This is a genomic window from Mycobacterium sp. SP-6446 (assembly GCF_001954045.1).
GTDB lineage: Bacteria > Actinomycetota > Actinomycetes > Mycobacteriales > Mycobacteriaceae > Mycobacterium.
In genome coordinates, this window is record NZ_MBEM01000007.1 from 1 (window position 1) to 13,314 (window position 13,314).

Sequence of the window (13,314 nt, forward strand, 5' to 3'; positions counted from 1 at the left end):
CTCACGCTGGGTTATCTCTGGATAGACCATGCCGATCGATCGAACAGCGCCAGCGCCGTGGTCACGTCGGCCGTGATCGTGATCGCAGTCGTAAAGGTGCGCATTATCTTTCGAGAGTTCATGGAGGTCCGTCAGGCTCCGGTCTTGCTGTGTCGCCTGACTGACGCCTGGGTCATGCTCATCGCGGCAAGCATGCTCGCCTGTTACTTCATCGGCATGCAGGTCGGGTAGTTCTCAGCCGACGGGCGCCACCGAATCGGCCGTCGTGAACGTCAGGTGCAGTTCGCTCAGGCCGCGCAGGATATACGTCGGCTCGTAGGTATAGCGGCGATCGGCGCTCGGCCCGTGGTGGGCTTCGTCAATCTCGATGTGGGACATCCGATCCAGCAAGCGCTCGATCGAGACGCGGCCCTCCACCCGGGCGAGCGGTCCGCCGGGGCAGGAGTGGACGCCGCGGGCGAAGGCCATGTGCTCACGGACGTTCTTGCGGCGGAGGTCGAACTCGTGCGGGTTTTCGAACCGGCGTGGGTCACGATTGGCGGCGCCCGGCAGCACCATCACGACGGTGCCGGCGGGTATGTCGACTCCACCAATGCTGGTGGCCCTGCGGGCCAGCCGCGAGTCGCTCTTCACCGGGCTCTCCATGCGCAGCGATTCCTCGATGAACCCGGGGATCAGGCTGCGGTCGTCGCGCAGCTGTTGCTGTATGTCCGGCCGCTCGCCGAGCACGTGCAGCGCCGCACTGAGTAGCTTGGCGGTGGTCTCCTGCCCCGCGGCAAAGAGGAAGGTTGCCGAACGAACCACCTCGATGACCTCCGGCGTAGATCCGTCCGGATACTTCGCGGACGCGAGGGAGGTCAGCACGTCGTTGCGCGGTTCGCGCCGCCGGTCCTCGATGTAGGAGCAGAACTTGTCGTCGAGCCACTCCAGCGGGTTAATGCCGACCGACTCGTGGTCCAGCGCCCCGACCCGGCCGGGTTTATCGGCACCGAGCACAGAGCGGAACTCCTTGTGGTCCTCCTCGGGAACGCCGAGCAGGTCGGCGATCACCAACGTGGCGAACGGCTTGGAATATTCGCCGATGAACTCGCACTCACCGTTGCTGAGGAACTCGTCGAGCTGACGGTCGGCGAGGCGCCACATGAACTCCTCGTTGTGCTTCAGCCGGCTCGGGGTCAGCAGCTTGCTCAGCACCGATCGGGCCCGGGTGTGATCCGGTGGATCCATGGTGACCATGTGCTCGAACATCGGAAAATAACTGCGGTGCTGGTCGATTTGCGGGCTGATGTCCTCACCCTCGGGCTGGAAGGGCAGCGGGGGAAACGGGCCGCCGAGCGCGACGATGTTCGAGAACGTCTCGGGGTCCTTGTAGACCTCGCAGGCTTCTTCGTATCCCGTGACGGCGACGACCCCGTGGTGGGGCAGCCGCAGCACCGGATTTTGGCTGCGCAGGTAGTCGAAGTACGGGTGCGGATCGGGGACCAGTGACTGATCGGTGAAGAAGTCAATCGACTCGTAGTCGCTCATCGGATTGCGTCCCCCTGGGCTGGGTGTTCGGCGGCAAGCGGTGGCGCCGCCCGATTTCGGAACCGAAAATATGCTGAGCACCTGCTTAGCATGGCGGTAATGTCAGGGTCAAGGTCACGACGCCGCGCCACGCTACGATCCGTGGGGTCGGCACGGCAGCGCGAAAGAGTACGGAGCAGCGGCATGACATCGGCCCGCAGGATCGGGGCGCCGGACGCGAAGAACCGCGGCCTGCTGCTCGACGCGGCCGAGCAGCTGATGGTGGAAGAGGGGTACGCGGCGGTCACGTCGCGCCGGCTGGCGAGCAAGGCCGGGCTCAAACCGCAGCTGGTCCACTATTACTTCCGCACCATGGAGGAGCTGTTCCTCGAGGTCTTCCGCCGCCGCGCCGAGGAAGGTCTTCAAGTCCAGGCGCGAGCGCTGCAATCGCCGCAGCCGCTGTGGGCGCTGTGGAGGTTCGGCACCGATCCCGCCTTCACCCGGATTTCGATGGAATTCATGGCGCTGGCGAATCACCGCAAGGAGATGCGGGCCGAAATCGCTTACTACGCAGAGCGTTTCCGGGACGAACAACGCCAGGCGGTGACGTCTGCGTTGCAGCGCTACGGGGTGTCCCGGGAGGATATGCCGCCGGTGGTGTGGACGGTGCTGATGACAAGCCTGTCGCGGTTTCTGGTGCTCGAGCAGGCGGTAGGGATTTCCGGCGGTCACGCCGAAACCTTGGAGCTCGTCGAAAGGTACCTGCGCCGCCTGGAGGGCGAGCCGCAGCCGATCGAGGGTATACCGGCGAACTGGGTGGTTCACCAGTTCCGGATCGAACAGAGCACGCCCTTGGGCCCGTCCTTGGACACCACGACAGTCCCGTCCACCGACAACTCGCAATGAAACTGCGGCGTGCCGGGCTCGGTGCCGGTGTTGACGACGACCATGGCCCAGTATTCGGGTTTCGCTTCGTTCAGTTCGAAGCTCCACGGCGCACCCGGGGCGATGTCGGTTTTGACGTTGGGAGTGAACCGGTAGGGATCGTGGCTGTAGTCGGAGAAGATCGGCGGCTCTTGATCGATGTAATAGATGTTGGCGTAGATCGGGTTCTGGACGGAGATGGTGTACTTCACGTGATGCATGACCGGGTCGTCGGCGTGTGCGGATCCGGTGCTCGGGAGTAAACCAGCACCGCCTAATGCCAGTGCTACTAACATCCGGTATGTGGTGGTCATGTCGCTCCTCCGGTGCCCGAAGGCGGGGTCGCGCTACGGTTCATTACCCGCTCCGCGGCCCGCCAGTGTGCGTCGGCAACCCACAGCCGTGCAAAGGATGCTATCGCCTCATCGGGCGAAACTCCGCTGATTACCCGCTTTATCTCGGTGGCCGGGTGGCGCGCCAGGGACCTCGCGACCGATCGCCAGCCCTCGTCGAACGACTGGCGGGGTAACACCAGATCCACCAGGCCAATCCGTTCGGCCTCGACCGCGCTGAGGATGGTGCCGGTGCCGGCTAGAAGTAGGGCCCTCCCCTTTCCGACGAGCGCGGCCAATCGCTCGGCGCCGCCCCAGGCCGGCATGATTTCCAGCTCCACCTGATTGAAGGCGATCTTGATGTCGTCGGCGGCTACCCGAATGTCGGCCGCGACGGCGACTTCGGCTCCACCGCCAAAGGCGTGGCCGTTGAGGGCGGCGATCACCGGAGCCGGGAAGCCCGCTAGTTGGTCGCAGATCGACCGCATCCGCTTCGCCATCGCCGAGGCGTCTTCCTCGGTGCGCAGCGTGCTCAGTTCCTTGAGGTCGCCGCCGGAGACAAAGGCCCGATCGCCGGCGCCCTTGATGACCAGGGCCCTGGCGCCGGCGGCCGCATCGAGCGCCTTTTCCAGTTGGTCCATGGTGTCCAACGCGATCGCGTTGCGTGCGTGCGGGCGATCGATGGTGAGCACGGCCAGGCCATCGTCGACCTCGAGGTCCACCATGCTTCGTTGCTCCCTTGACCGAGACGGCCGATATTGGCGTTCTCTTGTCGGGAGAATAACATCATCGCTAAACCTGAGATCTTTCCGCGATGGGGCTGGAGGTGGCGTGATGGTCAACCGAATCGCGGTGGCCGGTGTGGCGCTCTCCGTCGCCGTCGTGGCTGGTTGCACCCCACGACCGCAAGACCCGCAATCCGCCACGGCATCAGTGACCGTCAACGGAAACAGCTCGACATTCCATAACGTCAAGTGCAGCCAGGTGGAGTGGTACCGGAAGATTGACATCGGTGGCGATTTTGCCGGCGCCACCGTCGCCGTCGACGAACACTCAGAGCGCGCCAACGTCAACTCCGTGCGCATCCGCAATCTGGCCGGGTTCACCGGGATGTACTCCCAAGGCGGTGACGGCGATGCCAACTCGAGCCTGAGCTCCGGCAAATTCACGATCACCGGCACGGCCCATGGTTACAAGGCCGACAACCCGAATGAACCGGCCACCGCCACGTTCAAAATCGTCGTCAGCTGCTGATCGCGGTCCCCGGCGGGGTGCACGTTGCGGTTAGCCATGTGCAGAGAATAGTATTCTCACAAATCAAGAAGGAGGATTTCATGGGGCAGTTGTCGCACCGGGAAGACGTCCCGTTTCCGATCTTTGACGCGGATAACCATCTCTACGAGCCGCCGGAGGCGCTGACCAAGTTCCTGCCGAAGCAGTACAAGGACTTCGTCCAGTACGTGCAGGTCAACGGGCGGACCAAGATCGCAATCCGCGGCCACATCAGCAACTACATTCCCAACCCGACGTTCGAGGTCGTCGCCCGGCCGGGCGCCTGGGAGGAGTATTTCAAGTTCGGCAACCCGGACGGCAAAACCAAGCGCGAGCTGTTCGGCGAGCCGATGCGCGCGATCCCGGCGTTCTTCGAGCCCGGCCCCCGCCTGGAGAAGATGAACGAGCTGGGGCTGGACCGCACGTTGATGTTTCCGACGCTGGCCAGCCTGCTCGAGGAACGCCTGCGCGACGACCCGGTCGCCATCCACGTCCTGATCCATGCCCTCAATGAATGGCTCGACGAGGTCTGGGGCTTCAACTACCAGAACCGGATATTTACCACCCCGGTCATCACCCTGCCGATCGTGGAGAAGGCGATCGAGGAGCTGGAATGGGCGGTCAAGCGCGGTGCCCGCTGCATCCTGATCCGCCCGGCTCCCGTCCCCGGGTTTCGTGGCCCGCGATCGTTCGCGGTGCCCGAGTTCGACCCCTTCTGGGAGCGCGTCGTCGAGCACGACGTGCTGGTCGGCATGCACTCCAGCGACAGCGGCTACTCCCGCTACACCTCCGAGTGGGACGGCGCCGAACAGGAGATGCTGCCGTTCCAAACCAATGCGATGGGCATCCTCAACGAGTGGCGGCCGATCCAGGACGCGGTTGGCTCCTGGGTCATTCACGGCGCGCTCTACCGCCACCCGAAGCTGAAAGTCGCGATCGTCGAGGCCGGTTCGAAGTGGATGACCCCGCTATTGGACGGCCTGGCCGAGGTCTTCCGGAAGGCCCCGGAAGTCTTCCCGAGCGACCCGGTCGAGATGGTCAAGAACCGCATCCATGTCAGCCCGTTCTTCGAGGACGGCATCGACGATCTGGTCAACCTCGTCGGCGTGGACCGGGTGCTGTACGGCTCGGACTGGCCGCACCCCGAAGGGCTGGCTGAGCCGACCTTCTACGTCAACGCGTTGTCGCACCTTCCCGTCGAGGATCAGGCAAAGATCATGGGCGGCAACCTCGGTCGGCTCGTCACGGTGTGACGCCGGCCGACCCCGCTTGGCGGACCATCCCCGAGATGGTCTTGAGCGCGGCGGACCGCTTCGGCGACGCGGAAGCGATTGTCGACGGTCCGCTGCGCTTGACCTTCACCGAGGTCGTCGAGCGAATACGTTGTGCCGCAGGCGCTTTCGCCGAGCTTGGGGTCGACAAGGGCGACCGGGTCGCCATCTGGGCACCCAACTCGGCCGAGTGGATAATCGCTGCGTTTGGGCTACTCACCGCGGGCGGCGTGCTGGTGCCGGTCAACACCCGGTTCAAGACCGAAGAAGCGGGCGACATCATCGGCCGCAGTGGGGCGAACGCCGTCCTGGTGCAGAAGGGATTTCTGGACCAGGACTACACCGCACCGGCGGGGATACCGGTCATCGATCTGAAGTCCGACTTCCTCTCCAGCGGTAGGCCGTTCGAGAGTGCTGTGAGCGGTACCGACATCGCCGACGTCATCTTCACGTCCGGCACCACCGGCCGCCCCAAGGGCGCGATGATGAACCATCAGCAGACGCTGCGCATGTACGAAGAGTGGGCGACGCTGGCCGATCTGCGCGAAGGCGATCGCTATCTGCAGATCAACCCGTACTTCCACACCTTCGGCTTGAAAGCGGGGCTGATCGCATCCTTCCTGCGCGGCGCGACGATGGTCCCGGTACAAGTTTTCGACATCGACGGTGTCGTGAATCTCATTGAACGCGAACGCATTACGATGCTGCCCGGCCCGCCGACGCTGTACCACTCGCTGCTGACGGTCGACGACAAGGGCAAGCTGGCGTCGTTACGTGCGGGCGTCACGGGCGCCGCCGACATCCCTGTCGAGCTGGTTCGACGCATCCACGGCGAATTGCCCTTCCAGACGTTGATGACCGGCTACGGCCTGACCGAGGCGGGCAACGTCACGTTGTCGCGGCCCGGCGACTCCTTCGAGGATGTCGCGACTACCGCAGGCCTGCCCTGCGAGGGGGTCGAGGTGCGCATCGCCGCCGACGGCGAGGTGCTCGTCCGCGGCTACGGCGTCATGCAGGGCTACCTCGGCGAGCCCGACGCCACCGCGCAGGCGATCGACGACGATGGCTGGCTGCACACGGGAGACCTGGGCACGTTCAGCGACACGGGCCGCCTTCGCGTGGTGGGCCGCAAGAAGGACATGTTCATCGTGGGTGGGTTCAACGCGTATCCGGCGGAGATCGAGGGCTTCCTGCTCGAGCACCCGGCGGTGGCGCAGGCCGCCGTAATCGGGGTCCCCGACGATCGCCTCGGCCAGGTGGGTATGGCTTTCGTGGTGGCAAAAACTACAGTGTCCGAAGACGACCTGATCGCGTGGTGCCGAGAGCGGATGGCGGGATTCAAAGCGCCGAGATCCATCAAGTTCCTCGAAGCGCTGCCGCTCAACGCCACGGGGAAAGTGATGAAGGACCAACTCCATTGACTACCGGCGATATTCACTCGATGGTGATCGCGTCGGACTACCGGATACCGGACCCGACCAAGGTGTGGCCGCTGCTCGAGCGGAACAAGGCGGCGCTCTCCGACATCGGCGCACACCACGTCCTGGTGTACACGTCCACCCACGACCACGGCCGCGTGCTCGTGATGATCGGAGTACACAGCCGTGAGCCGATTGTGGAATTGCTGCGCTCGCGGGTCTTCTTCGATTGGTTCGATGCCGCCGGCGTCGAAGACATTCCCGCCGTCTTCGCCGGCGAGATCATCGACAGGTTCGTGCCGGCGGACCCGCCAGGAACCGGGGCGCCCGGCGTCGTGGTAGCCGCCATCGCGTCCGTCGACGATGTGTCAACCCTGACCGCGGGGTTCCGTTCGGCGATGGACGGGCTTACCGTGGCCGGCGTCCGAAAGGCCTGGGTCTTCCAGGCTTTCGATGACGAACACGAGGTCCTGATCCTGTCGGAATTCCCCGACGAGGACAGCGCGCGGCGTTGGATCGACCATCCCGACGCCCCGGCGCAATGGATGTCGAGCGTGGGCGTCGGCGCCCACCCGCCGTTGTTCGTCGGCCGGCTTTTCGACACGATGCGCATCGAGGCGGACTGAGCTCGCCGGTATGTTCGTGTGCCTGTGTAACGGAGTCACCAGCCAGACGGTGGGCGACGCCGTCGCGGCCGGGGCATCGACGACCAAGGACGTCGCCCAGGCGTGCGGAGCGGGTGCCGACTGCGGGCGCTGCCGGCGGACGGTCCAGGCGATGCTGCGATCGTCGGCGCCGGACCGAACGGCGCCGTCGGTCTAGTCATTTCAGCGGCGCCGGGTGCCGTCCGGTGACATGGGGCCGACGAGTTGAGCAAGCAGGGGCGGGATTTCGAGCCGCGGGAGGACCACCTCGACGAACACCATGCGGTCTCGATGTTGCGCGGCGACGTTGAACGCGTCGTCGAGCTCACCGTAGGTCTGCGCCCGGAACGCCAGGTGGTCGACCGCGCCCAGCGCGTTGGGGACATCGGTCCACTTCCAGCTGACGATGTCGTTGTAGGGTGCGGTCTCCCCGTGAATCGCCCGTTCGACGGTGTAGCCGTCGTTGTTGACCACCACGATCACTGGCGACAACCCCTCGCGGGAGAAGGTGCCGAGCTCCTGGACGGTCAGTTGCGCGGCCCCGTCGCCGATCAGCAACACGATCCGGCGGTCCGGATGCGCCACCGCCGCGCCGACCGCGGCGGGCAGCGTGTAACCGATTGAGCCCCAAAGCGGTTGACCGATGAAGGTGACGCCCTGCGGGAGCCGGTGATCCGCCATCCCGTAGAACGACGTTCCCTGATCGGCGAGGACCACGTTGCCCGGTGTGAGCGCGACGCACAGGCGATCCCACACCATCTTCTGGGTCAGCGGTTGATCGCGCGGGGGCGGTGGCGGCAGGGGTTCGGCCGGCGGCGATGCCACCGGCGGTGAGGTGATCCCGCGCCGGGCGAGGATCGTGGCCAGGGCCTCCAGCGCGGCGCCCATCTCCAGCGGCGCGAAAACCTCGCCGGCCACACTGCTTTGGTACTGCCCGACGTCGATGGTTCGGGCCGGGTCGATGCGCTGACTGAAGAAACCGCTGACCATGTCGGTGAACACCACCCCGGCCGTCACCAGCACCGGCGCCTCCTCGATCGCCGCGCGCACCCATTCGGCGCTGGCCGCGCCCGCGTAGATGCCCAGGAAGTTCGGCGAGCTCTCGTCGAGCAGACTCTTTCCCCACATCAACGTCGCGTGCGGCACCACGTCCGCGGCCAGCAACGCCTCGAGCTCCTTGACCGCCTGCAGCCGGTGCACCAGCAAGTCGGCGAGCACGGTCAGCCGATGGTCGCCGATGAGGCCGGTCGCGGCCTCGACGAACATTGCCAGCGCGCGCGGGCTGGTGCCTCCGGAGTAGCGGGGCAACGGCGCCTCGGGCGGCTCGGTCGGGAAGCGGGCCACGTCGGTGGAGAGCAGGATGTACCCGGGCCGCTTCTGTTCACGCACCTCGGACAGCACGCGGTCGATCTCCCTGCACGCGGTGGCCGGCATGAGATTGGCTTGGGCGCAGGTGATTTCCCGGCTGATCCGGAAGAAATGCTCGAAGTCCCCGTCGCCGAGCGAATGATGCAGCGCCCGCCGGGCGCCCTGGGCATCTTTTGAGGGACCGCCGACGATATGGACGACGGGCACGTGCTCGGCGTAGCTGCCCGCGATAGCGTTGGCCGCCGAGAGCTCACCCACGCCGAATGTCGTTACCAGTGCTGACATTCCACGCAACCGCCCGTAACCGTCGGCGGCGTAGCCGGCGTTCAGCTCGTTGGCGCTGCCCACCCACCGAATGACCGGATGGGCGACGATGTGGTCGAGGAATTCCAGGTTGTAGTCGCCGGGAACGCCGAAGATCTCGGAGACGCCGAGCTCGGCGAGGCGGTCCAGGAGGTAGTCGCCGACGGTGTAGGTCACGAGGACGACGGTACGCCCGGTTGAAACCGCCTCCGGCCCGACGGCGTTTCGCTATCGTGCGGGCCATGGCGATCAACGAAACACGCGACATTGTCATCGAAGCCAGCCCCGAGGAGATTCTCGACGTCATCGCCGATTTCGAATCGCTGCCGGAGTGGTCGGAGCCCCACCAGAGCTCCGAAGTGCTCGAGAGGGGCGAGGACGGCCGGCCCAGCAAGGTCAAGATGAAAGTCAAAGCCGCCGGCATCACCGACGAGCAGGTGGTGGCCTACACCTGGAGCGAGAACAAGGTGAGCTGGACGCTGGTCAGCTCCGGCCAACAGCGTTCGCAGGACGCGTCCTACACCCTGGTACCCGAGGGCGACAAGACGAAAGTCAAATTCGAGATCAGCGTCGACCCGGTGGTACCGCTGCCCGGCTTCGTGTTGAAGCGCGCAGTGAAAGGGACGATCGACACCGGCACCAAGGGCCTGCGCGACCGCGTGCTCAAGGTCAAGAAGGGTAAGTAGCCAGCGTGACCGGCGGGGGCCCGTTGGCCGGGGTGAGGGTCATCGAACTCGGCGGCATCGGACCGGGGCCGCACGCGGGGATGGTGCTCGCGGACCTGGGTGCCGACGTGGTGCGAGTCCGCCGACCCGGCGGACTCACGATGCCACCCGAGGACCGCGACCTGCTGCACCGCGGGAAGCGGATCGTCGACCTGGACGTCAAGACGCAGCCGGGGACGCTGCTGGAGTTGGCCGCGAAGGCCGACGTCCTGCTGGACTGTTTCCGGCCCCGCACCTGCGAACGATTGGGCATCGGGCCCGACGACTGCGCGGCGGTCAATCCGCGACTGATCTACGCGCGGATCACCGGCTGGGGGCAGGACGGGCCACTGGCCGCGACGGCCGGCCACGACATCAACTATCTGTCGCAGACCGGCGCGCTGTCGGCGCTCGGCTACGCCGACCGGCCGCCCATGCCGCCGCTGAATCTGGTCGCCGACTTCGGCGGCGGCTCGATGCTCGTGCTGCTGGGCATCGCGGTGGCGCTGTATGAGCGCGAACGGTCGGGCAAGGGACAGGTCGTCGACGCCGCGATGGTCGACGGGGTCAGCGTGCTCGCACAAATGATGTGGACGATGAAGTCCACCGGCGCGCTGCGCGACCGGCGCGAGTCGTTCCTGCTCGACGGCGGCGCCCCGTTCTACCGCTGCTACGAGACAGCCGACGGCAAGTACATGGCCGTCGGTGCCATCGAGCCGCAATTCTTCGCGGCGCTGCTGGCCGGGCTCGGCCTGACCCAGGACGAGGTCCCCGGCCAGCTCGACATCGGTTCATACCCACGGATGTACGACGTCTTCGCGCAACGGTTCGCCAGCCGGACCCGCGACGAGTGGGCCCAGGTTTTCGCCGGCACCGATGCGTGCGTCACCCCGGTATTGACGTGGAGCGAAGCCGCGACCAACGAGCATTTGAACGCGCGCTCGACCGTGATCACCGCCCACGGCGTCGAACAGGCCGCGCCGGCGCCGCGGTTTTCCCGAACGCCGGCCGGGCCGGTCGGGCCGCCGCCGGCGACCACGACACCGATTGCCGAAATCGGCTGGTAGCTAAATAATCACGCCGAACACCAGCCGCAGATAGGTCGCCGGGGTTAGGTTGTTATCAGTGGCAGTAAAAGCATCACGGGAATTCGTCGTTGATGCGCCGCCAGAAGTGGTCATGGAGGCGCTGACAGATGTCGGCGTCCTTTCATCGTGGTCGCCGCTACACAAACAAGTCGAAGTGATCGACCGTTATCCCGACGGTCGGCCCCATCATGTCAAGGCCACGATCAAGATTCTGGGGCTCGTCGATAGAGAGATGCTCGAATACCACTGGGGCCCAGACTGGGTTGTCTACGACGCCAAGGGCACCGCACAGCAGCATGGCCAGCACGTCGAGTACACCCTCAAGCCCGAGGGTGTCGACAAGACGCGCGTGCGTTTCGACATCACGGTCGAACCCGCGGGGCCGATCCCCGGTTTCGTCGTCAGGCGGGCGGCAGAAAACGTCCTCAACGCCTCGGTGAAGGGGCTGACCGATCTGGTCAGGGGCGGCCGCGATCCGGGTGATTAGCAGTGGCCGTACAAGCGTCGGCGGAAATCGTCATCAATGCGCCCCCGGATGTCATCATCGACGCGCTCGCCGACATGGACACCGTGCCGTCGTGGTCCGCGGTGCACAAGAAGGCCGAAGTGGTCGACACCTATCCCGACGGCCGGCCGCACCACGTGAAGGTCACGATCAGGGTGATGGGCATCGTCGACACGCAGTTTCTCGAGTACCACTGGGGGCGGGACTGGATGGTGTGGGACGCCAAAAAGACCATCCACCAACATGGTCAGCACGGCGAGTACAACTTGACCCGTGAGGGCGACGATAGGACTCGCGTGCGATTCGGCATCACCGTCGAACCGTCGGCACCACTGCCCGAGTTCCTGATCAACCGGGCCCGCAAAAAGATCCTGCACGCCGCGCTGGAAGGACTGCGCTGGCGAGTTATGGGTGGTTGAGCGCGGCCAGGCGCCGGATCGCTTCGTCGAGGGTGTCGGCGCGTTTGCAGAAGGTGAAGCGCACCAGGTGATTCCACACGTCCAGGTGCGGGGCGGCCGGATCGCAGAATGCCGACATCGGGATGGCCGCCACGCCAACCTTCTCCGGTAATGCCGCGCAGAAGGCCGTGCTGTCGTCGTAGCCGAGCGGCCGCGGATCGGCGCAGAGGAAATAGGTGCCGCCGCTGTCGTGCACTTCGAAGCCGATCTCGCTCAGCCCGGTCGCCAGCCGATCTCGTCGGGCCTGCAGCGAGCTTCGAAGCTCGGCCATCCACGCGTCTTCGGTATCCAGCGCGAGGGCCACGGCGGGCTGTAACGGCGCCCCGCCGACGTAGCTCAGATACTGTTTGGCCGCGCGAACCCCGGCGATGAGTTCGGCTGGGCCGCACGCCCATCCGATCTTCCAGCCGGTGCAGTTGAACATCTTGGCGGCGCTGGAGATGGTGATGGTGCGCTCGGCCATGCCGTCGAACCCGGCCAGTGGCAGGTGGCGGCGGTTGTCGAAGACCAGGTGCTCATAGACCTCGTCGGTGATCACCAAAAGGTCTGCCGCCACCGCGATCTCGGCGACCGCAGCCAGCTCGGTCTGGCTCAGCACCGCACCGGTCGGGTTGTGCGGCGAGTTGATGATCAGCGCGCGGGTCCGGGGTGTGAGGGCGCGCCGCAGCGCGTCGGTGTCCAGTGCGAAGCCGCGGCCGTGGGGGACCAGCGGCACGGCCAGCCGGTTCGCGCCGGCCATCGCCACCACCGGGGAGTACGAGTCGTAGAACGGTTCGATCAGCAGTACGTCCGAGCCCGGCTCGACCAGCCCGAGCACCGCCGCCGCGATGGCCTCGGTGGCGCCGACGGTCACCAGCACCTCGGTGTCGGGGTCGTATTCGATGCCGAAGTGTCGCTTGCGGTGGGCGGCGATCGCGTGACGCAGGGGCGCGATGCCTATCCCTGGCGGGTATTGGTTGGCGCCGCAGGCGATGGCATCTTGCGCGGCCTTCAGCAACGCCGGGGGTCCGTCCTCGTCGGGAAAGCCCTGACCGAGGTTCACCGCGCCGATCCGCGCGGCCAGCGCCGACATTTCGGCGAACACCGTGGTGGCGTAGGGCCGCAAGCGCGACACCGTCATGGTGGTCGAGCCTAGCTTCAGCCCCGATCGTGACTGCACCGTCACGCTCGGCGCCCATCGTGACTGCAGCGTCACGTTCGGTGCCTGACCAGCGACTCTTGCCCAACCAACAGGTTGGCCGGGCACCCTGTTAGGGTGCTGGGTACGGATCCGAACCCCCATTTGTGAAGAGGAAGCCGACATGTCCGAAGAAGCCTTCGTCTACGAGGCCATCCGCACCCCGCGCGGTAAGCAGAAAAATGGGTCGCTGAACGAGGTCAAGCCGCTGAGCCTGGTCGTTGGGCTGATCGATGAACTGCGCAGGCGCTTTCCTGACCTGGACGAGAACCTAATCAGCGACGTCGTCCTCGGCGTGGTTTCGCCGGTCGGCGACCAGGGCGGCGATATCGCCCGGGCGGCGG

General features: G+C 65.8%; 16 protein-coding genes and 1 pseudogene. 12 read left to right on the top strand and 5 right to left on the bottom strand.

The genetic code is table 11. From position 1 onward, the window contains the following. Positions 1–231: cytochrome C oxidase subunit IV family protein (locus A5736_RS00750; protein WP_076243978.1), on the top strand; the 231-nt coding region annotated here is incomplete at its 5' end. A gap of 3 nt (positions 232–234) precedes the next feature. On the opposite strand, the gene A5736_RS00755 is transcribed toward A5736_RS00750, so the two are convergent. Beyond that, entirely contained in the window at positions 235–1,527 is a 1,293-nt protein-coding gene (locus A5736_RS00755; RefSeq protein ID WP_076122490.1) for a cytochrome P450, read from the bottom strand. Between the two features lie 183 nt (positions 1,528–1,710). Here A5736_RS00755 and A5736_RS00760 point away from each other — a divergent pair, with 183 nt between their 5' ends. Then, a complete protein-coding gene (locus A5736_RS00760; RefSeq protein ID WP_076122489.1) occupies positions 1,711–2,412 on the top strand; it encodes a TetR/AcrR family transcriptional regulator in 702 nt (233 codons plus the stop codon). Here A5736_RS00760 and A5736_RS00765 read toward each other — a convergent pair. Together A5736_RS00765 and A5736_RS00770 are read right to left on the bottom strand one after the other, a co-directional pair. Further along, positions 2,328–2,726 carry a hypothetical protein gene (locus tag A5736_RS00765; RefSeq protein ID WP_076122744.1) on the bottom strand — a complete coding sequence of 133 codons (399 nt, stop codon included), beginning with the start codon at positions 2,724–2,726 and terminating at the stop codon, positions 2,328–2,330. The genes A5736_RS00760 and A5736_RS00765 overlap by 85 nt on opposite strands. Before the next feature lie 14 nt (positions 2,727–2,740). Then, positions 2,741–3,487, bottom strand: a complete 747-nt coding sequence (locus tag A5736_RS00770) for an enoyl-CoA hydratase/isomerase family protein (RefSeq protein ID WP_076122488.1) — start codon at positions 3,485–3,487, stop codon at positions 2,741–2,743. A 136-nt stretch (positions 3,488–3,623) separates the two neighbouring features. On the opposite strand from A5736_RS00770, the gene A5736_RS00775 reads away from it, so the two are divergent. From A5736_RS00775 to A5736_RS00795, 5 genes are all read left to right on the top strand, one after another. Continuing rightward, positions 3,624–4,016, top strand: coding sequence for a lipoprotein LpqH (locus tag A5736_RS00775; RefSeq protein ID WP_233147950.1), 393 nt, complete (start codon positions 3,624–3,626; stop codon positions 4,014–4,016). A gap of 80 nt (positions 4,017–4,096) precedes the next feature. Beyond that, on the top strand, positions 4,097–5,287 hold the full coding sequence (locus A5736_RS00780) for an amidohydrolase family protein (RefSeq protein ID WP_076059083.1): 1,191 nt from the start codon (positions 4,097–4,099) through the stop codon (positions 5,285–5,287). Further along, entirely contained in the window at positions 5,284–6,726 is a 1,443-nt protein-coding gene (locus A5736_RS00785) for a FadD3 family acyl-CoA ligase (RefSeq protein WP_076243980.1), read from the top strand. Before A5736_RS00780 ends, A5736_RS00785 begins: the two co-directional genes overlap by 4 nt. Further along, positions 6,723–7,349 carry a fatty-acid--CoA ligase gene (locus A5736_RS00790; RefSeq protein ID WP_139333044.1) on the top strand — a complete coding sequence of 209 codons (627 nt, stop codon included), beginning with the start codon at positions 6,723–6,725 and terminating at the stop codon, positions 7,347–7,349. Before A5736_RS00785 ends, A5736_RS00790 begins: the two co-directional genes overlap by 4 nt. Before the next feature lie 10 nt (positions 7,350–7,359). Continuing rightward, a complete protein-coding gene (locus A5736_RS00795) occupies positions 7,360–7,545 on the top strand; it encodes a bacterioferritin-associated ferredoxin (RefSeq protein ID WP_076122484.1) in 186 nt (61 codons plus the stop codon). A 5-nt stretch (positions 7,546–7,550) separates the two neighbouring features. Here A5736_RS00795 and A5736_RS00800 read toward each other — a convergent pair whose 3' ends face one another. After that, entirely contained in the window at positions 7,551–9,215 is a 1,665-nt protein-coding gene (locus A5736_RS00800) for an alpha-keto acid decarboxylase family protein (RefSeq protein WP_076122483.1), read from the bottom strand. Between the two features lie 65 nt (positions 9,216–9,280). Between A5736_RS00800 and A5736_RS00805 the strand changes: the two genes are divergently transcribed. The 4 genes from A5736_RS00805 to A5736_RS00820 are packed head-to-tail and all read left to right on the top strand — an operon-like array spanning position 9,281 to position 11,754. Beyond that, complete coding sequence (locus tag A5736_RS00805) at positions 9,281–9,724, top strand: SRPBCC family protein (RefSeq protein ID WP_076122482.1); 444 nt, start codon at positions 9,281–9,283, stop codon at positions 9,722–9,724. A 5-nt stretch (positions 9,725–9,729) separates the two neighbouring features. Beyond that, positions 9,730–10,809 (top strand): CaiB/BaiF CoA-transferase family protein, encoded by a 1,080-nt coding sequence (locus tag A5736_RS00810; RefSeq protein WP_076243981.1) that lies wholly within the window; start codon positions 9,730–9,732, stop codon positions 10,807–10,809. A 58-nt stretch (positions 10,810–10,867) separates the two neighbouring features. Then, the gene (locus A5736_RS00815; protein WP_076122480.1) at positions 10,868–11,317 is read left to right on the top strand and encodes an SRPBCC family protein; all 450 of its coding nucleotides are present in this window, start codon (positions 10,868–10,870) and stop codon (positions 11,315–11,317) included. Positions 11,318–11,319: 2 nt separating this feature from the next. Continuing rightward, positions 11,320–11,754 carry an SRPBCC family protein gene (locus A5736_RS00820; RefSeq protein ID WP_076243983.1) on the top strand — a complete coding sequence of 145 codons (435 nt, stop codon included), beginning with the start codon at positions 11,320–11,322 and terminating at the stop codon, positions 11,752–11,754. On the opposite strand, the gene A5736_RS00825 is transcribed toward A5736_RS00820, so the two are convergent. Continuing rightward, positions 11,741–12,913 (bottom strand): pyridoxal phosphate-dependent aminotransferase, encoded by a 1,173-nt coding sequence (locus A5736_RS00825; RefSeq protein ID WP_076243984.1) that lies wholly within the window; start codon positions 12,911–12,913, stop codon positions 11,741–11,743. The genes A5736_RS00820 and A5736_RS00825 overlap by 14 nt on opposite strands. A gap of 181 nt (positions 12,914–13,094) precedes the next feature. On the opposite strand from A5736_RS00825, the pseudogene A5736_RS00830 reads away from it, so the two are divergent. Then, positions 13,095–13,314, top strand: a pseudogene (locus A5736_RS00830) (acetyl-CoA C-acyltransferase); the annotation flags it as partial.